Origin of the sequence: Yeosuana marina, from assembly GCF_011762485.1 — a bacterium.
Taxonomy (GTDB): Bacteria; Bacteroidota; Bacteroidia; order Flavobacteriales; family Flavobacteriaceae; genus Yeosuana; species Yeosuana marina.
This window is the reverse complement of sequence record NZ_JAAKGI010000003.1, coordinates 402,171-420,790: the sequence shown is the minus strand read 5'-3', so window position 1 is coordinate 420,790 and position 18,620 is coordinate 402,171. Positions and strand designations below refer to the sequence as shown.

Genomic DNA, 18,620 nt, shown 5'->3' with positions numbered 1-18,620 from the left:
GTATGAAAACTTATTTTCTATCATTTCTGTTTATATCATTTTCAATAGTTGCTCAAAACCCTATTGAAGCAACTTTTGTTAGCGAAACCATTTTTAAAGCAGAAACACTCGTTGCGGTTGATAATTTCAAATCGATATATTATACTAATAATGATGTTTTTTATAAAAAAAATGATACAAAAACCATTAGTTACAATAATTTACAATTAGGAACTATAACCACAGCCAATGCTTTTAATAGCTTAAAAATAAATCTGTTTTATAAAGATTTTAATACCGCTATTATTTTAGATAATCGGCTGGCAGTCATCTTTAAAATAGATTTTAATAATATACAACCTTATAAAAATGTATCCTATATTTCAACAGGGAATGATAATACCTTATGGCTCTTTAACCAAGACACCCAGCAACTAGAAGTTTATGATTATAAAAACAATATAACACAGGCTAAGTCTTTGCCTGTGAAAAGTAATGTGCTCGACATGAAAAGCAATTATAATTATTGTTGGTTACTTACAGATAGGTATTTATTAACTTATAATTATTTTGGAACAATGATTTCAAAAATAGAAAACCAAGGATTTACATCGTTGGATGAAAGTGATGAAAATATTATTTTAAGAAAGGAAAATACGTTATTCTATATAAAGAAAAACACCGAAACTATTATTCCCATTGACTTACCAAATTTGTTAATAAATCAGTTTTCACTTACCAATGAAACCTTGTATATTTACAACAGTGAAACCCTTAAACAATTCCAATTAAAAACCAACTGATATTATGCATATAGCTGTTGCAGGAAACATAGGTGCCGGAAAAACAACGCTTACAAAATTACTAGCAAAACATTATAAATGGGAAGCGCAACTTGAAGATGTTGTAGATAACCCTTATTTAGATGATTTTTATAATCAGATGGAACGTTGGAGTTTTAATCTACAGGTTTATTTCTTAAACAGCAGGTTTCGTCAGGTTTTACAAATACGAAAAAGCGGAAAAGATATCATTCAAGACAGAACCATTTATGAAGATGCACATATTTTTGCACCTAATCTCCATGCGATGGGTTTAATGACTAATAGAGATTTTGAAAATTATAAATCCCTTTTTGATTTAATGGAATCGTTAGTTCAAGGTCCAGATGTATTAATTTATCTACGAAGTTCTATACCAAATTTAGTCTCTCAAATTCATAAACGAGGTAGAGACTATGAAAACACTATAAGTATTGATTATTTAAGTCGATTAAATGAACGTTATGAAGCTTGGATACATGGTTATGACAAAGGAAAACTTCTTATTATCGATGTAGATAATTTAGACTTTGTTGAAAAACCTGAGGATTTAGGAAGCATTATTAATACAATTGATGCAGAAATTAACGGGTTGTTTTAAGACTACAATTCTGTTTAAAATAAAAAACCACACATAAATGCGTGGTTTTTTTGTTTAGTTTAGTTAGTCTAGTTTTTGCTTATTGAACTTTTTCTTCTATCACTTTTTCAACAAGCACTTTAGTTGATTTATTTTTATCATTTAAAGCATCAACACTAGCTTTTACCTCTTCTTCAGTTCCTTCAAAAACTTGTTTATCAGTTGTTTGCTCGCCATTATTATTAGTTACTGTAGTCACAGTAGCTGTATAGGCACCTTCATTATTGTTTTCCAATAGTACGTTTACTTCTTTACTTGACATTGTTCCTGTTTCTGCATACGCAGTTGCAGCATCAGAATCCAAAGCAATACTTGGTGCAATTACTAACGCTACAACAGACATTAATTTCAATAAAATATTTAAAGAAGGCCCTGAAGTATCTTTAAACGGATCACCAACAGTATCACCTACAACTGCGGCTTTATGTGCATCAGATCCTTTACGCCCATCTGCTTCAATCATCTTCTTAGCATTATCCCAAGCACCACCTGCATTTGATTGAAAGATTGCCATAAGCACACCACAAGTTGTAACACCTGCTAAGAGTCCTCCTAACATTTCTGCTCCACCAATAAAACCAATAGCTACAGGAACTACTAAAGCCAACAAACCTGGCAATACCATTTCTTTAATCGATGCTTTTGTAGATATTTCAACACATTTTTCATATTCCGCATATCCATGAGCATCATCAAATATTTTTCTTTGTTCATCTGTCGCTTTAGTCATATCTGAATCTACATCTCTCATGACTTGTAACGCTGCTTTTAATTGTGGGATATCTTTAAATTGACGACGAACTTCTTCAATCATAGCCATTGCAGCGCGACCTACGGCATTCATAGATAACGCAGAAAATACAAATGGTAACATTCCTCCTATTAATAATCCAGCCATAATTTTAGGGTGCGATACATCAATAGCACTTACATTTGCTGTTTTCATAAAAGCAGAAAATAAAGCTAAAGCTGTTAAGGCTGCAGAAGCAATTGCAAATCCTTTTCCAATAGCTGCGGTAGTATTACCAACAGCATCTAATTGATCTGTACGTTCACGAACTTCTTTTGGCAATTCGGCCATTTCTGCAATACCACCAGCATTATCAGAAATTGGTCCATAAGCATCAACTGCTAACTGAATTCCAGTATTAGCTAACATACCTACGGCAGCTATAGCAATACCATATAAGCCTGCATAATAATGAGAAATTATAATAGCAGCAGCAATTAATAATATAGGAATTGCTGTAGACATCATACCGACTCCTAAACCAGCAATAATATTGGTTGCCGAACCCGTTTCAGATTGTTTCACAATAGATATCACTGGTTTTGTTCCTGTTCCTGTATAATATTCAGTTACTTTTCCAACAAAAAATCCAGAAATTAAACCGGCAAGTGTAGCAAAGAAAACACCATTAGCTGTATAATTAACTCCATTGTAAACCCATTCACTTGGAATCATCTGAATAATAATAAAGTAAGACGCTATAATCATTAATGTTCCAGAACCAAACTCGCCTAAATTTAATGCTTTATGTGGCGAACCTCCTTCTTTAACCTTTACAAATAAGGTACCTATAATAGACATTACAATACCTACAGCGGCTAACACAAGGGGTAAGTAAACTGCCCCTAAACCTCCAAATTTAGGCGTTATAATAAAAGCTCCTAATACCATGGTTCCTATAATAGAACCAACATAAGATTCGAATAAATCGGCTCCCATACCAGCAACATCTCCTACGTTATCACCTACATTATCAGCAATAGTTGCAGGATTCAGGGGATGATCTTCAGGAATTCCTGCCTCAACCTTTCCTACTAAATCTGCTCCAACGTCAGCGGCCTTAGTATAAATACCCCCTCCAACACGAGCAAACAAAGCTATAGATGATGCTCCTAATGAAAACCCGGAAAGCACATTTAATACCATTGGTATATTTTCTGAACCTGGCCATATGTCTTGGTAAATCATAAACAAACTACTCAACCCTAAAACTCCTAATCCAACAACACCTAATCCCATAACAGAACCGCCTGCAAAGGCTACTTCAAGTGCTTTACCTAAAGATGTTCTAGCCGCCTGAGTTGTCCTTACGTTTGCTTTGGTTGCGACTCGCATACCAATGAAACCCGCCAAAGCAGAACAAATAGCACCCACCACAAAAGATAAGGCTACCATTCCATTAGAACCTTCTTCAGAATTCCCTTTTAAAAACAATAATATTGCTACTGCAACAACAAAAATTGACAAAACTTTATATTCGGCTTTTAAAAATGACATAGCGCCATCTGCAATATGTTTTGCTATATCAATCATTTTTTGTGAGCCCGTATCTTGCTTAGTAACCCAAACATTTTTTAAGTAAACAAATAGAAGAGCCAAAACTCCGAAAGCAGGTAGAAATTTTACTAATAATTCCATATTTATAGATTAGTTGTTAGTTAATTATTTTTAACGGCTAAAAATAATAAAATATAATTGATAAAAAAAAGCTACCTTAATTTAAGATAGCTTTATTTTTTTAGTGTTATTTTATTAATCTAATAATTTAGTTAGATGGTGAATGTTCTTCTTTTCTTGTGATCACTCTCTTCATACCTTTTCACACACTCTTCGTAAATTTTTATAGCTTCTTCTGCATTTCCCCATCCACCTACATCAACTTTTTTATCTTCTAAATCTTTATACACTTGAAAGAAGTGTTCTATTTCTTTTAATCTATGAGGATTTAAATCACTAATATCTTTATTATTACTCCAAATTGGATCAGACACAGGAACACAAATAATTTTTTCATCTGGTCCTTTTTCATCTGTCATATGGAACACACCAATTGGTCTTACTTCCATAACTACCATAGGATATGTTGGTTGATGCCCTAATACTAATACATCTAGCGGATCTTGATCTAAGGCTAATGTTTCAGGAACAAAACCATAGTCACCAGGATACATCATGGATGAAAACAACATCCGGTCGAAGCGAATTTTATGCAATGTAAAATCGTATTCGTATTTATTTCTACTTCCTTTTGGTATTTCTATTAACACATCAAATGTTACTGCTTTTTTCTTAGTCATAACTAAATAAATCTATAAATTTTATTTTAATGTTTCTTTTTTGAAGGCTGTAAAGATACTCATACGATACTGATTAAGCAACAAAACATCTTTTGTTTTGAAAGTTTAAAGAAAATTGACTGAAATTTTAGTTTTGACACTTTTTAATTCAAATATTTTTATTGTCAAAAATGGCCCATTAATTTAGTATTAGTCATATCTTTAATAATATAAAAACTGAATTACAGAATTTTATTCTACTTGAAAATGACTCCAGAATTTACCCCAAAATTGTTTTCCATTTTAAGACAAGGCATATCAAAAGAAACGTTTACAAAAGATGTTCTTTCGGGACTCATTGTTGGAATCGTAGCGTTACCATTAGCCATAGCCTTTGCTATTGCATCCGGGGTATCTCCAGAAAAAGGAATTATAACAGCTATTATAGCAGGTATCATTATTTCTTCATTTGGAGGCAGCAGAGTGCAAATTGGAGGGCCAACAGGAGCTTTTATTGTTATTGTTTATGGCATTGTACAACAATATGGAATGGATGGTTTAACCATCGCCACATTCATGGCAGGCTTTATCATTATTGGCTTAGGCGTTCTTCGTCTTGGAAATTTATTAAAATTTATACCTTATTCGCTTATTGTTGGATTTACAAGTGGTATCGCTTTAATTATTTTTTCATCTCAAATTAATGATTTTTTTGGGCTGCATATTTCTAAGGTACCCGCTAATTTTATTGATAAGTGGACAGTATACTTTAAAAATTTTGACCATATTAATTGGTACGCCATCATAATTGCAACTGCTACAGTGATTATTACGCTTTATTTTCAAAAAATAATAAAAAAAATACCAGGCTCAATTGTTGCTATTTTACTGTCTACTATTATAGTGAAAGTATTTAATCTTCCTGTTGATACTATTGAAAGTAATTTTGGAGTTATTCCTAATAACTTGAGCATGCCTTCTTTTCCTAAAATTGATTTTAACACGGTACAAGCTCTTATTCAACCTGCTTTTGCTATTGCATTATTAGGAAGTATAGAGTCATTACTTTCTGCAGTTGTTTCAGATTCAATGATTGGTGGAAAACATCGATCGAATATGGAATTAATAGCACAAGGGTTTGCCAATATCGTGTCATCATTGTTTGGAGGTATTCCAGCTACTGGGGCTATAGCCAGAACTGCAACCAATGTTAAAAATGGAGGTAGAACACCAATTGCTGGTATTGTTCATGCATTAGTTTTACTAGCTATTATGCTCATCTTAGGGCCGTATGCTAAATTAATCCCGATGCCTTGTTTGGCTGGCATTTTAATTGTTGTTGCCTATCATATGAGTGAATGGCGACAGTTCAAATCCATTTTGAAAGGAAACAGAATGGATATCATCATTTTGCTTACCACTTTTTTTCTTACGGTAATCTTTGATCTTATCATAGCTATAGAAATAGGTATTGTACTTTCTAGTTTTATGTTTATGAAACGAATGAGTGATGCCGTTCAAATTCAAAATATTTCTTCAGAAAACAAATCGGGCGAACATCTCTTTGATGAAGAATTAGTGGATTTACCCAAAGAAGTTCTTCTCTATGAAATTAATGGTCCTTTGTTTTTTGGAGCTGCTCGTCAATTTCAAGAAACCATTACTAACACACATTTACAACCCAAAGTTATTATAATAAGAATGCGCTATGTTCCTATGATTGATGCTACAGGATACCAAAGCCTCAAAGAAATTATTCATAGTTATAAAGCCAGAAATATCCATGTTATTATTTCAGGCATCAAAGATGACCTTAAAAAAGATTTCGAAAAAAATGGTGTATTCTTAGTTTTAGAAAAAGAATTTGTAGTAAAAAATATAGCTACGGCAATAGAACAATCCAAAGAATATATTTAAGAATCATTATAACTTAAATAATACATTATGATAATTTAAAAATAGAATCCGAAAGTTCCTGTAACACCAAACTTTCGAGCATCAGGGTTTTTAACTTTATCTAAATAATTACCTCTAAAGTTAAAATCTATTCTAAATACTTTAAAGATGTTCCCAACACCAAAACCATATTCATAATACATCTTATCATTTGGAGCAACTAATGGAATACTGTTAGGATTATTCGTTGTATTTAAGGCTATATTCTCGTTTGAAATATCTCCCCAAACACCTCTTAAACTAACAATTTCACGAAGATTAAATTTTCTTAAAAACGGAATTCTCGAAAAGAAGCGTCCGTTAAAATTATGCTCTATATGAAATGATGCATACGTATCTGATACGAACTCGTAAAAATCTAATTGAGAGAAAGTATTATAAATCGAGAAGTACGATTGATTACCAGGAATCACACTTAAAAGCCCTAGCGGTACTTCTCCAAAAGTTTTACCAACTTCAATGGTGGTATCTAACCTTCCAAGTCCTCCTAATTGCCAAGGTTGTAAGTATGAAAACTGAACTTTAGTATAGTCGAAATCACTATTAAACATGCTTTTATCACCACGACTTACTTGTGCAAAAAGGCGCGTATAATTGTCATTAGCCTCAAGTCTTTCAACACCAAAACCTGTCATTTTTCGTTTTGGAAAATAGGACACTGAAAATGTTGATTCGAATTGTTTTATTTCTGATTCGACACCTGTTGGCGTGTTATAATCCAGACTAAATGTTGGTGAAGCCGACCGCAATGTGCGATAATTTCCGCTCAGCCTAAAAATCAAATTTCGCCAAGGTTCAAGTTCAATACCTAGACTTGTAAGGTTTATGCTGGTTAATTTATCATTGGTTCCTGTACCAACAACAGATGATGAAGCTAAGCTTCTACCTAAAACATCTGTAGAGGTTGTTAAACTGGCGCCTATTTGTTCAACATCTCTCCTATTTCCTCCTGAAATGATAAATCGATTTTTCTTATCTAACAACCATTTTCCTGAAAATCCGTATTTAAATTTATCATCTTTAAAACCATAGGCTAAAAATCCTTCTAAACGCCAAAGGTCATTTCTTCCAAAATAAGTTCTTCCACCAGTACGCAATCGCATCCCTTCAACTTCATTATAACCAAAGGTTGAAAAAATGGGTCCGTAGTCTAAAGGCAGACTATTAAACTCAACATATCCTGACGCCAGAATACTTCCTAAATTATATAGCCGTTTAAATTTTTTAACGGTTTTAAGGGTGTCTAACATTTTATAAACGCCTTTCTCATCATTGTTTAAAGCTTCTAACCTGTTTTCTTTCCAAAACTCATCATCTCTATCATAAACATCTTTATCGTAGTTATAAACTTCTTTATCATAAAACTTTTTATCTAACTCCTTATCAAACTGATAATTATTGTATAGCGTGGTTCTCTTTCCGTAAATACCTCGTGATTGGTCCTTTTTATTAAAAGCAAAATCAGACATCATATAATCGCGTTTTACCAGAAATAATGAATCATTTAAAACTTCAAACTCTTGCTCGATATAAATATCTTTAACCCAGTTAATATTAGCGCTTTTTGAAGCTTGTAGATTAATTTCTTTAATGGCAAACGTAGTATCGGCTACCCAAAAATCGCCTTTAAAAGTCAGTTCGTTTTTACGTCTGGGATAATAAATAATATTGTAACACCATTTGTTATCAATATAAGAACTATCAGACAATACATAATTATACGTATTGATTCCTGTTCTTGACAATGGACTTACAAAACTCTTATCAAAAAACTTTAAGTAATTGTCGTACACATTAAAATCTGAGTATAAATTGTGGACAAAATCTATAATAATTTGATTATCGCTAAAGCCTGAGTTTTTATTTCCTTCTAAAACATCTTTTTCCTTATTAATAACATTATCTCCATATACTTTTGAAGAGGCTTCATTGATGAAGATGGGTAAATAGGTTTTTCCCGTAACTTTTGAAGTATCTACTTGAGTAAACACAAACTCCATGCCTTTAAATAGCTTACTTTTTATTAGAGCACTATCAATGGTGTTAATATCAAACTCAACCTTTTCGTATTTGTCATATTGATATTGTTTAAACTGTTTTAACCCATTTTTCCGCTTATGTTCCCATATCTTCCTCAAAAGATCAATAGCTGGATTATTTTTTTTAGGTTGTTTACCTGTGACGATATATACTTGATCTAATTGAGATGTTTCTTCTTTTAGAATAAATTTCAAATTGTAATTCACTTTTTGATTTAAAGGAATATCCAGTGTTTCGTATCCAATAAAAGAGACTATTAATTCATTCCAGGTATCGTCTGACTCTAAATAAAATTTTCCGTTTTCGTCTGTAATAGTTCCTTGAGTAGAACCTTTGAAAATAACATTAGCAAAGGCTACCGGCTCATCATTTTCATCAAACACGTAACCACTTACTTTAGTTTGTGCCAACATGGATATCATTCCGAAGAAAAAAACGGTAATAGTAAGTCTTAAATTCATATAAAAAAGTTCAATCTTTTTTGAGGACAAAGTGATTCGTTTTCGCAATCTATATTTGAAACATATAATTATGTTTACTTCATAAAGCAAAAAAACTTCATCAACAATCATGCTAATGAAGTTTAATAACGTATAAGTTTAAAATTTATTTGTATAAAACTTTTTTCACAGCTTTAATCACATCGTCACTATTAGGTAACCATTCTGCTAATAAAACAGGTGAATAAGGAGCTGGTGTATCAGCGGTATTAATTTTTACGATAGGTGCATCTAAAAAATCAAATGCTTCAGACTGGACTATATAGGTGATTTCTGTTGATACATTTCCAAAAGGCCAAGCTTCTTCTAAGACAACCAATCTATTCGTTTTTTTAACAGACTTTAAAATAGCTTCCTTATCTAACGGACGAACGGTACGCAAATCAATAATTTCACATGAAATACCCTCTTTAGCCAATTCATCTGCAGCCGTGTAAGCTTCTTTGATTATTTTACCAAAAGATACAATAGTTACATCGGTTCCGGCACGCTTAACTTCTGCCACACCTATTGGAATGGTATATTCTCCTTCTGGCACTTCACCTTTGTCTCCGTACATTTGCTCGCTTTCCATGAAAATAACTGGATCATCATCACGAATAGCCGATTTTAACAAGCCTTTTGCATCATAAGGATTTGAAGGCACAACTACCTTTAAGCCTGGTGTATTGGCAAACCAACTCTCAAAAGCTTGTGAGTGTGTAGCTCCTAATTGTCCTGCTGATGCTGTTGGGCCTCTAAAGACGATTGGACATTTAAATTGTCCACCAGACATTTGTCTAATTTTAGCAGCGTTGTTTATAATTTGATCAATTCCAACTAATGAAAAGTTAAAGGTCATATACTCCACAATTGGTCTGTTACCCGTCATAGTTGAACCAACGGCAATACCAGCAAAACCAAGCTCTGCAATGGGTGTATCAATAACACGCTTAGGACCAAATTCATCCAACATACCTTTAGATGCTTTGTAGGCTCCATTATATTCTGCTACTTCTTCTCCCATTAAATAAACGCTTTCGTCTCTGCGCATTTCCTCACTCATTGCTTCGCAAACAGCTTCTCTAAATTGAATTGTCTTCATTAAATTATTTTTAATTCGAGTTGCAAAAATAACAATAAATGAAATACTATCCTCAAAAGAATTATCTAAAATTTATTATGCGTGCATAGTAAATATTCAGAATAAAATAACTAACTTCGTGTCATCTAATTTTTTGGTTTCAGTTTTCATTATAATTTACTTAAGGTTTACTGACATCATATTGAAATAAATTAAGAACATATAAACTATTCAAAATGAAAATATTAGTATGTATAAGTCATGTTCCAGACACTACATCAAAAATTAACTTTACCGCAGACAACACTAAATTTGATACCAATGGTGTTCAATATGTTATTAATCCGAATGACGAATTTGGTTTAACTCGTTCTATGTGGTTTAAAGAAAAACAAGGCGCACACGTTACAGTCGTTAACGTTGGAGGTCCTGAAACAGAACCCACGCTGCGTAAAGCTTTAGCTATTGGTGCCGATGCTGCTATTAGAGTAAACACGCCTGCAACCGACGGTTTTTCTGTTGCTAAACAACTCGCTAAAGTTGTGCAAGATGGTGGTTTTGATTTAGTTATCGCAGGTCGGGAATCTATCGATTATAATGGAGGTATGGTTCCAGGCATGGTAGCTGGTCTAACCAATTCAAATTTTGTAAATAATTGTATCAGTCTTGAAGTGGATGGAACTTCGGCTACAGTAATTAGAGAAATTGATGGTGGTAAAGAAACAGTTTCTACGTCGCTCCCTTTAATTATAGGAGGACAAAAAGGAATTGTTGAAGAAAGTGATCTTCGTATCCCTAATATGAGAGGCATCATGATGGCCCGCCAAAAACCACTAACGGTTGTAGATCCAATAAGCATTGAGCCTGAAACGGCTTCGGTTTCATTTGACAAACCAGCCCCGAAAGGTGCGGTTAAATTAGTGTCTCCAGATAATCTGGACGAATTAATTAATTTACTTCATAACGAAGCCAAAGTAATATAAATCCCTATTTCAAATTTTAGAATAATTATGTCAGTTTTAGTATATACAGAATCAGAAAAAGGAAGTTTAAAAAAAATAGCATTTGAAGTAGCCTCTTATGGTAAAGCCGTTGCCGATCAATTAGGAACAACGCTTACAGCTATTGCAATAAACGCAGATGACACTTCAGAATTGGGCAACTATGGTGTTGATAAGGTTTTAAAAGTAACTCAATCAGACTTAGAAACTTTTAACGCAAAAGCTTATGCTGCTGCCATTCAACAAGCCACTGAAAAAGAAGGTACTAAGGTGGTTGTTTTGAGCTCTAGTGTAAATAGTAAATATTTAGCACCTCTTTTAGCGATTAACTTAAATGCAGGCTATGCTTCTAATGTTTTAGAAGCTCCTTCAAGCACGTCGCCTTTTGTTGTAAAACGTACGGCATTTACTAATAAAGCTTACGAAATGTTTCAAATAAACACCGAAGTAAAGCTTTTAGGTGTTTCAAAAAACACATTTGGTTTGCATGAAAATAAAGCCGATGCGACGCCTGAAGACTTTTCTATATCGCTGCCAGAACTTGGTGTTCACGTAGAATCTGTTGATAAAGCAAGTAATAAAGTTAGTATTGCCGATGCTGAAATTGTTGTATCTGCTGGTCGTGGATTAAAAGGTCCTGAAAATTGGGGTATGGTAGAAGAATTAGCCGATGTTTTGGGTGCCGCCACAGCCTGTTCAAAACCAGTTTCCGACTTAGGTTGGAGACCCCATGGTGAGCATGTTGGACAAACAGGAAAACCAGTAGCCTCCAATTTATATATTGCCATTGGTATTTCTGGTGCCATTCAACATTTAGCAGGAATAAACGCGTCAAAAGTAAAGGTGGTTATTAATACAGATCCAGAAGCACCTTTCTTTAAAGCTGCAGATTATGGTGTTGTTGGTGATGCTTTTGTTGTAGTTCCACAGCTCATTGAAAAATTAAAAGCATTTAAGGCGCAACAATAAATTATTTTTTCTAAATTGTCTTATCAAATAAACTGTTTAAATTTGTATTTTAACTTAAACTGCTTTTGGTAGTTGGTAAAGTCCAAATTTAAACGGTTCTTTGCGTTTTATAAATATATGAGTTTAGTAAGACTTAACATCAAAGGAATATCTTATAGCCAAACCCAAAATGGTGCCTATGCACTTATACTAAATGAAGTTGACGGTGACAGAAAACTACCCATTGTTATTGGTGCTTTTGAAGCCCAATCTATTGCCATAGCTTTAGAAAAAGAGATACGTCCTCCAAGACCATTAACACACGATTTATTTAAGAATTTTGCTGACAGATTTGATATTGTCGTCAAACAAGTAATTATTCATAAATTAGTTGATGGTGTCTTTTATTCCAGTTTAATTTGCGAACGTGATAAAATTGAAGAAATTATAGATGCCAGAACCAGTGATGCTATTGCGTTGGCGCTTAGGTTTCAAGCACCCATATTTACTTATAAAAATATTTTAGACAAGGCTGGTATTTACTTAAAAGTCAATCCTAAAAAAGAGGAGGAGGAAGAGCAAGACAGTGTTTTAATGGATGATTTGCTAGCCGATGAGCTTGAAATAAATAAACCTCGAGAAAACTTTAAAACAAAAACTCTAGAAGAGCTACATACGATGTTGGACGAAGCAGTTGCCAACGAAGATTATGAAAAAGCAGCTCATATTAGAGATGAAATATCCAAACGATAATAGTAACCCAACAACGTCTTCCCTATGAATATAAAGTTTAGATTAATAGTCATGAATTTTTTTCAATTTTTCGTGTGGGGAGCTTGGTTAATTACGGTCGCTAATTATTGGTTTGGAACAAAAGGTTGGGATGGCGCCCAATTTGGAGCCATTTTTTCAACTATGGGAATCGCTTCTATTTTTATGCCAACCATATGTGGGATTATTGCAGACAGATGGGTTAATGCCGAAAAATTATACGGCATTTTACACATTCTTGGTGGTTTAACTTTGTTAAGTGTTCCATTAGTTGATAACCCTGTGACGTTTTTCTGGGTAATATTGCTAGCCATGGTTTTTTATATGCCAACTATTGCGCTTTCAAATTCTGTAGCCTACAATGCTTTAAAGAAAAGTGAATTAGATGTTGTCAAAGATTTTCCTCCTATTCGAGTTTGGGGAACTATCGGTTTTATTGTAGCTATGTGGATTACCAATTTAACTGGCAATAAAGCTTCAGAAAATCAATTTTATATTGCAGCTGTTGCTGCTATTTTTTTGGGAATTTACTCCTTTACATTGCCTAAATGTATCCCACAACAAGAAACATCTGAAAACAAATCATTTGTAGAATTATTAGGATTAAGTTCCTTTAAATTATTTGCCAATTACAAACTAGCGCTGTTTTTTATTTTTAGCATGTTTTTGGGTGCTGCGTTACAATTAACAAATGCGTATGGTGACGTGTTTTTAGACGATTTCAAATTGAATCCACTGTACACAGATTCTTTTGTGGTTAAATACTCGACGATTATCATGTCTATTTCTCAAATCTCTGAAACCGTATTTATTTTAGCGATTCCTTTTTTCTTAAAACGTTTTGGAATTAAAATGGTAATGCTTTTTAGCATGGTTGCTTGGGTATTACGATTCGGCCTATTTGCTTATGGTGATCCTGGAGATGGCTTGTGGATGATTATTTTATCTTGTATTGTTTACGGAATGGCGTTCGATTTTTTCAATATTTCAGGATCATTATTTGTTGAAACATCAACTGATTCTAAAATTCGGTCTTCAGCACAAGGTTTATTTATGATGATGACCAATGGCTTTGGGGCCATTTTTGGCAGTGTGGTAAGTGGTTATTTAATTGATCGCTTTTTTACAACGGCAGCAGGAAAAGATTGGCATAGCATTTGGCTCACTTTTGCTATTTACTCGTTAGTAATTGCTATTGCTTTTGCTATATTGTTTAAGCACAAACATAACCCCGAAGAAATAAAAGAAACAATTGCGCATTAAGAGCATTTAGTTAATAACTTTCTAACATATAATAAAGCATCACGAATTTATTTTTGATGCTTTTTTTTATTTTTATCACCTAGAAAAAACGTTTAATTTAAAGAATTTCTTCCCTTTGGGAGGATTAAAAAGGAATGAAGCAATACCACGACCTTGTAAAACATATTTTAAATACCGGAAATGACAAAGGTGACCGTACCGGAACAGGAACAAAAAGTGTATTTGGCTATCAAATGCGGTTTGATTTAAGTGAAGGGTTTCCTATGGTGACAACTAAAAAATTGCATTTAAAATCTATTGTTTACGAACTACTTTGGTTTTTAAAAGGCGATACTAACATCAACTATTTAACTGAGAATGGTGTGCGTATTTGGAATGACTGGGCTGATGAGAATGGTGATTTAGGACCCGTTTATGGACATCAATGGCGCAATTGGAATAGTGACGACATAGACCAGATAAAAGATATTGTAGACACTTTAAAGAACAACCCGAACAGTAGACGCATGTTAGTCTCGGCCTGGAATCCATCTGTATTACCAGATACATCGAAATCATTTAGTGAGAACGTAGCCAATGGAAAAGCAGCCTTACCGCCATGTCATGCGTTTTTTCAGTTTTATGTAGCCAACGGAAAACTATCTTGTCAACTTTATCAACGCAGTGCCGACGTTTTTTTAGGGGTTCCTTTTAATATAGCATCCTATGCTTTATTTACGATGATGATGGCACAAGTTTGTGGCTATGAGGCTGGAGAATTTATTCATACCTTTGGTGACGCTCATATTTACAGTAATCATTTTGAGCAATTAGAATTGCAATTGTCAAGAGAACTGAGACCTTTACCAAAAATGATTTTAAACCCCGATGTTAAAGATATTTTTGATTTTAAATTTGAAGATTTCACTCTAGTAGATTATAATCCACATCCACATATTAAAGGTGCTGTAGCCGTATAAAAAAAGCGCTTTCATTTCTGAAAGCGCTTTTTTTAAATCTTCTATTTTTTTAAATATGTAATACGCCGTTTTCTGCTGCTGCAAAATCGTTCCACATATATCCGTCAGCGTCTGCATCATTCACATATACCCCATCAATGATATATTTGAATTCATAAGAGCTTCCCTTTTCTAAATCTACAGTTCCTTTAAAGGTTCCGTTTTTCAATTTTTTTAACCCTTCGGTTTTAGTATCCCAATCGTTAAATGTACCCACAACTTTTACTTCTTTCGCCTCTTTAGCAAGTACAGAAAATGTTACTTTGCAAATTGGTTTGCTTTTTAAATATTGTTTTGTAATAGCCATAATTTCGTTTTTTAGAATTAATTAACACTGCAAATTTAATAAACAATTTCACAAGATAGATTATTTAAAGTTCTTTACTTCAAAGAATTATCAATTTGCTAACAATGCGTTAAAAAAAACTAAAGACTAAAAAAATACACGCTTTTAATTATAAGATTCATAGTTAACTTTTTTATGCTTTTGTATGATTTACAAGTTATTGCGTACGCAAACGTTTGCAGTATTATAATCCGTTTTACACCTTTTAAAAGTTTATATATGTCGCCGAAAATAGTTAACTTTACGTCTATGATATTACAGATATGTTCGGAACAAAAAAAAACAATCCCCAAATAGATAAAGGCCAATTAGAGCTTATTAAAGATGCTCAAAAACGCATCAAACAAAAAAAGCGTTTGTATACTCATTTTGTGGTTTTTCTAATAGGATCTGTATTTTTAATATTACTAAATCTGGTTCTAGGCTTTGGAAAAGACTTTAAACCCTTTGATATCAACTGGTTTGTCTATGCAATATTAGCCTGGTTATTCCTGTTGTTGTATCACACATTTAGTGTATTTGTTACACATCATTTTATGGGAAAAGATTGGGAACAAGCACAATTAGAAAAGTTAGTAACAAAACAAAAACAGCGTATTGAAGAACTGAAGAAAACGCACATAGATTCAAACCAATCCACAACATCCTCTGAAATAGACACTAAAAAAAAAACTGACTTAACATCTGGTCTCACCATTATTGTTGCAGCAGCAGAAAACAATGCTATTGGAAAAGACAACCAACTTATTTGGCATTTAAGTGACGATTTAAAACGTTTTAAGACACTTACCAACGGCCACCACATTATTATGGGACGTAAAACATTTGAAAGTTTTCCAAAACCCTTACCTAATAGAACACACATTGTTATAACACGGCAACCTAACTACCAAGTGCCTGATGGTGTAGTGGTTGTAAATACATTAGAAGACGCCATAAACGTATCAAAAAATGATCCTCAACCGTTTATTATTGGTGGTGGTGAAATTTACAAACAGGCCATGAATATAGCCAATAAAATTGAAATAACCCGTGTTCATGGACGCTTTGAAGCAGACACATTTTTCCCTGAAGTTGATAGTTCTAATTGGAAGAAAACCCATAGTGAATTTCATAAAAAAGACGATAAAAATGAGTATGATTATACTTTTATGACCTTTGAAAGAAAATAATCCTATTGGTTATTATATCTAAGAAAAATTTAACGTCGTTTAAACAGTCAATAATACAAAACTGTATTAATTTTGATTATAAAAACATTGAAATACAATACATCTTGGTTTTGTAGAATTTCATAAATATAAAAACTTATTAAAATGTCAACACATAAAATTGCCTTAGTAACTGGCGGAAGTCGAGGTTTAGGTCGCAATATGGCTATTAATCTTGCAAAAAAAGGAATTGATATTATTATAACATATCACTCCAATAAATCGGCGGCTGATGACGTTGTTTCGGAGATTAAGAAAACTGGAAGAAGTGCTCATGCATTGCAATTAGACACGAGTAACATGAAGTCATTTGACTCTTTTTTCAAGGAGCTTTCCTCGTATTTAAAATCAGAAACAGGACAAGATAAATTTGATTTTTTAATTAATAATGCTGGAACTGGAATTTATACGCCCTTTATTGAAACTAGCGAAGAACAATTTGATGAAATGGTAAATATTCATTTTAAAGGGGTTTATTTTCTAACACAAAAAGCACTAGCGTATCTTAATGATGGTAGTAGAATTATTAATATTTCATCTGGTTTGGCGCGGTTTACCTTCCCAAATTCTTCAGCCTATGCGTCTGCTAAAGGCGCTATAGATGTTTTTACAAGATATTTAGCAAAGGAATTGGCACACAGAAAAATTACTGCTAATGTTGTGGCTCCAGGTGCCGTTGCTACAGATTTTGGTGGTGGCGAAAACAAAACAAACGAACAAAAAAGAAAAGTAGTTACCAGCGTTACTGCATTAGGCCGCGTTGGTGAACCTGAAGACATTGGTGGTGTTGTTGCCTTTTTATGTACCGAAGATGCACGATGGATTAATGGACAACGTATTGAAACTTCAGGAGGTATTATGTTGTAAGGATTGTTTGTTCGCACACCCTAAAGAATATAAATTTCATCAGAATTTTTATTAATTTCGTTTGAGGTCTGAAATAAATTATTAAACTGATTCGTATCAAAATCATTTTGCTCAATATGACAATGAAATCATTTAAAAATATATTGACAAAGCAAATTGGACTTGAAGAAGAACTTTATGTTTCCCTAGAAAAAGTATTAAAACGATTAAAACTCAAGAAGAAAGAATTTTTGATTAAAGAGGGGGAAACCTGTTCATTCATAGGCTTTCAAGAAACAGGGGTACTCCGTTCCTATATTTTAAAGGATGGTAATGAATTTAATATTGATTTCTATTTACCAGATTGTATTGTAAGCTCTTATACTAGTTTCCTAACTCAAACTCCATCGGTTGGATATATTCAAGCATTATCTGAATCAGAAATTTATATCATAAATCTTTCAGACTACACTAGATTGCTTAAAGAAAACTCAGAATACTATAAGTTAGGCAACTACATTTCAGATACTCTTTTTATTAGAAAATGTAAAAGAGAGGCTTCTTTATTAATGGATTCAGCTAACGATAGGTACACGTTTCTTTTAACACTTTTTCCTCAAATTGAACAATTAGTACCCCAGTACCATATTGCATCTTATTTGGGAATAAAGCCCGAATCATTGAGTAGGATAAAACACTTAACATACATCAATGAAAAAGTACACATAAAAAAATAATTTTGCTTCCATAAAAACGATAGTTATGAAAACAAAAATTGTATTAGCTATATTGTTAATCATCTCAATTATGGAAATAAATGCACAAACCTTAGTTAAAAGAAATGAATTGTCAAATCTGAATGTTGGAAAAAGAGAGATTTCCTCAGTTAAAATTGTAGAAATTGAATTTCAGGCAGGACAAAAGGCTCCCCTTCATAAACATCCATGCCCGATTGTTGGACAAATAGTTTCCGGAACGTGCTTAGTTCAGATTGAAGGAGAGAAACCGCAAGTTTTAAAATCAGGCGATACATTCTATGAGCCTGCTGAAACGCCAGTTATTCATTTTGATAACCATTCAGAAACAGCACCTATGAAATTTGTTGCCTATTATCTGACAAATGGAGAAAAGGATTTGATTGAAATGTTAGAAACAAAAGAAGAATAAAACT

General features: G+C 33.2%; 17 protein-coding genes. 12 read left to right on the top strand and 5 right to left on the bottom strand.

What is annotated here, in order from left to right; genetic code table 11:
- The first annotated feature begins 2 nt into the window (after positions 1 to 2).
- A complete protein-coding gene (locus tag G5V56_RS06410) occupies positions 3 to 782 on the top strand; it encodes a hypothetical protein (RefSeq protein ID WP_166963011.1) in 780 nt (259 codons plus the stop codon).
- 4 nt (positions 783 to 786) lie between these two features.
- A complete protein-coding gene (locus G5V56_RS06405; RefSeq protein ID WP_166963009.1) occupies positions 787 to 1,401 on the top strand; it encodes a deoxynucleoside kinase in 615 nt (204 codons plus the stop codon).
- A gap of 79 nt (positions 1,402 to 1,480) precedes the next feature.
- Here the strand turns inward: G5V56_RS06405 and G5V56_RS06400 are convergent, their stop codons facing one another.
- Positions 1,481 to 3,868 (bottom strand): sodium-translocating pyrophosphatase, encoded by a 2,388-nt coding sequence (locus tag G5V56_RS06400; protein WP_166963007.1) that lies wholly within the window; start codon positions 3,866 to 3,868, stop codon positions 1,481 to 1,483.
- Between the two features lie 131 nt (positions 3,869 to 3,999).
- On the bottom strand, positions 4,000 to 4,527 hold the full coding sequence (locus G5V56_RS06395; RefSeq protein ID WP_166963005.1) for an inorganic diphosphatase: 528 nt from the start codon (positions 4,525 to 4,527) through the stop codon (positions 4,000 to 4,002).
- A 246-nt stretch (positions 4,528 to 4,773) separates the two neighbouring features.
- Here G5V56_RS06395 and G5V56_RS06390 point away from each other — a divergent pair, with 246 nt between their 5' ends.
- Positions 4,774 to 6,423 (top strand): SulP family inorganic anion transporter, encoded by a 1,650-nt coding sequence (locus tag G5V56_RS06390; protein ID WP_166963003.1) that lies wholly within the window; start codon positions 4,774 to 4,776, stop codon positions 6,421 to 6,423.
- 35 nt (positions 6,424 to 6,458) lie between these two features.
- Here the strand turns inward: G5V56_RS06390 and G5V56_RS06385 are convergent, their stop codons facing one another.
- Complete coding sequence (locus G5V56_RS06385) at positions 6,459 to 8,963, bottom strand: DUF5686 and carboxypeptidase-like regulatory domain-containing protein (RefSeq protein ID WP_166963001.1); 2,505 nt, start codon at positions 8,961 to 8,963, stop codon at positions 6,459 to 6,461.
- Positions 8,964 to 9,108: 145 nt separating this feature from the next.
- Complete coding sequence (locus tag G5V56_RS06380; protein WP_166962999.1) at positions 9,109 to 10,086, bottom strand: pyruvate dehydrogenase complex E1 component subunit beta; 978 nt, start codon at positions 10,084 to 10,086, stop codon at positions 9,109 to 9,111.
- A gap of 215 nt (positions 10,087 to 10,301) precedes the next feature.
- Here G5V56_RS06380 and G5V56_RS06375 point away from each other — a divergent pair, with 215 nt between their 5' ends.
- The 5 genes from G5V56_RS06375 to G5V56_RS06355 all read left to right on the top strand — a co-directional run bounded on the left by G5V56_RS06375 (position 10,302) and on the right by G5V56_RS06355 (position 15,007).
- On the top strand, positions 10,302 to 11,048 hold the full coding sequence (locus G5V56_RS06375; protein WP_166962997.1) for an electron transfer flavoprotein subunit beta/FixA family protein: 747 nt from the start codon (positions 10,302 to 10,304) through the stop codon (positions 11,046 to 11,048).
- 27 nt (positions 11,049 to 11,075) lie between these two features.
- A complete protein-coding gene (locus tag G5V56_RS06370) occupies positions 11,076 to 12,035 on the top strand; it encodes an electron transfer flavoprotein subunit alpha/FixB family protein (protein ID WP_166962995.1) in 960 nt (319 codons plus the stop codon).
- 117 nt (positions 12,036 to 12,152) lie between these two features.
- A complete protein-coding gene (locus tag G5V56_RS06365; protein ID WP_166962993.1) occupies positions 12,153 to 12,767 on the top strand; it encodes a bifunctional nuclease family protein in 615 nt (204 codons plus the stop codon).
- A 24-nt stretch (positions 12,768 to 12,791) separates the two neighbouring features.
- Positions 12,792 to 14,048: a nucleoside permease gene (locus G5V56_RS06360; protein WP_166962991.1), complete on the top strand. Its 1,257-nt coding sequence runs from the start codon at positions 12,792 to 12,794 to the stop codon at positions 14,046 to 14,048.
- Positions 14,049 to 14,182: 134 nt separating this feature from the next.
- On the top strand, positions 14,183 to 15,007 hold the full coding sequence (locus G5V56_RS06355) for a thymidylate synthase (protein WP_166962989.1): 825 nt from the start codon (positions 14,183 to 14,185) through the stop codon (positions 15,005 to 15,007).
- 49 nt (positions 15,008 to 15,056) lie between these two features.
- On the opposite strand, the gene G5V56_RS06350 is transcribed toward G5V56_RS06355, so the two are convergent.
- Entirely contained in the window at positions 15,057 to 15,353 is a 297-nt protein-coding gene (locus tag G5V56_RS06350; RefSeq protein ID WP_166962987.1) for an isoamylase early set domain-containing protein, read from the bottom strand.
- Between the two features lie 302 nt (positions 15,354 to 15,655).
- Between G5V56_RS06350 and G5V56_RS06345 the strand changes: the two genes are divergently transcribed.
- The 4 genes from G5V56_RS06345 to G5V56_RS06330 all read left to right on the top strand — a co-directional run bounded on the left by G5V56_RS06345 (position 15,656) and on the right by G5V56_RS06330 (position 18,616).
- Positions 15,656 to 16,564 (top strand): dihydrofolate reductase, encoded by a 909-nt coding sequence (locus G5V56_RS06345; RefSeq protein ID WP_166962985.1) that lies wholly within the window; start codon positions 15,656 to 15,658, stop codon positions 16,562 to 16,564.
- A gap of 144 nt (positions 16,565 to 16,708) precedes the next feature.
- Positions 16,709 to 17,470 (top strand): SDR family oxidoreductase, encoded by a 762-nt coding sequence (locus G5V56_RS06340; RefSeq protein ID WP_166962983.1) that lies wholly within the window; start codon positions 16,709 to 16,711, stop codon positions 17,468 to 17,470.
- A 122-nt stretch (positions 17,471 to 17,592) separates the two neighbouring features.
- A complete protein-coding gene (locus tag G5V56_RS06335; RefSeq protein ID WP_166962981.1) occupies positions 17,593 to 18,186 on the top strand; it encodes a Crp/Fnr family transcriptional regulator in 594 nt (197 codons plus the stop codon).
- Between the two features lie 25 nt (positions 18,187 to 18,211).
- On the top strand, positions 18,212 to 18,616 hold the full coding sequence (locus G5V56_RS06330) for a cupin domain-containing protein (RefSeq protein ID WP_206285876.1): 405 nt from the start codon (positions 18,212 to 18,214) through the stop codon (positions 18,614 to 18,616).
- Positions 18,617 to 18,620: the final 4 nt, after the last annotated feature.

Excerpts from the sequence above, each read along its gene's own strand:
- G5V56_RS06410 (WP_166963011.1), top strand. The coding sequence starts at position 3 with ATGAAAACTTATTTTCTATCATTTCTGTTTATATCATTTTCAATAGTT.
- G5V56_RS06405 (WP_166963009.1), top strand. The coding sequence starts at position 787 with ATGCATATAGCTGTTGCAGGAAACATAGGTGCCGGAAAAACAACGCTT.
- G5V56_RS06400 (WP_166963007.1), bottom strand. The coding sequence starts at position 3,868 with ATGGAATTATTAGTAAAATTTCTACCTGCTTTCGGAGTTTTGGCTCTT.
- G5V56_RS06395 (WP_166963005.1), bottom strand. The coding sequence starts at position 4,527 with ATGACTAAGAAAAAAGCAGTAACATTTGATGTGTTAATAGAAATACCA.
- G5V56_RS06390 (WP_166963003.1), top strand. The coding sequence starts at position 4,774 with ATGACTCCAGAATTTACCCCAAAATTGTTTTCCATTTTAAGACAAGGC.
- G5V56_RS06385 (WP_166963001.1), bottom strand. The coding sequence starts at position 8,963 with ATGAATTTAAGACTTACTATTACCGTTTTTTTCTTCGGAATGATATCC.
- G5V56_RS06380 (WP_166962999.1), bottom strand. The coding sequence starts at position 10,086 with ATGAAGACAATTCAATTTAGAGAAGCTGTTTGCGAAGCAATGAGTGAG.
- G5V56_RS06375 (WP_166962997.1), top strand. The coding sequence starts at position 10,302 with ATGAAAATATTAGTATGTATAAGTCATGTTCCAGACACTACATCAAAA.
- G5V56_RS06370 (WP_166962995.1), top strand. The coding sequence starts at position 11,076 with ATGTCAGTTTTAGTATATACAGAATCAGAAAAAGGAAGTTTAAAAAAA.
- G5V56_RS06365 (WP_166962993.1), top strand. The coding sequence starts at position 12,153 with ATGAGTTTAGTAAGACTTAACATCAAAGGAATATCTTATAGCCAAACC.
- G5V56_RS06360 (WP_166962991.1), top strand. The coding sequence starts at position 12,792 with ATGAATATAAAGTTTAGATTAATAGTCATGAATTTTTTTCAATTTTTC.
- G5V56_RS06355 (WP_166962989.1), top strand. The coding sequence starts at position 14,183 with ATGAAGCAATACCACGACCTTGTAAAACATATTTTAAATACCGGAAAT.
- G5V56_RS06350 (WP_166962987.1), bottom strand. The coding sequence starts at position 15,353 with ATGGCTATTACAAAACAATATTTAAAAAGCAAACCAATTTGCAAAGTA.
- G5V56_RS06345 (WP_166962985.1), top strand. The coding sequence starts at position 15,656 with ATGTTCGGAACAAAAAAAAACAATCCCCAAATAGATAAAGGCCAATTA.
- G5V56_RS06340 (WP_166962983.1), top strand. The coding sequence starts at position 16,709 with ATGTCAACACATAAAATTGCCTTAGTAACTGGCGGAAGTCGAGGTTTA.
- G5V56_RS06335 (WP_166962981.1), top strand. The coding sequence starts at position 17,593 with ATGAAATCATTTAAAAATATATTGACAAAGCAAATTGGACTTGAAGAA.
- G5V56_RS06330 (WP_206285876.1), top strand. The coding sequence starts at position 18,212 with ATGAAAACAAAAATTGTATTAGCTATATTGTTAATCATCTCAATTATG.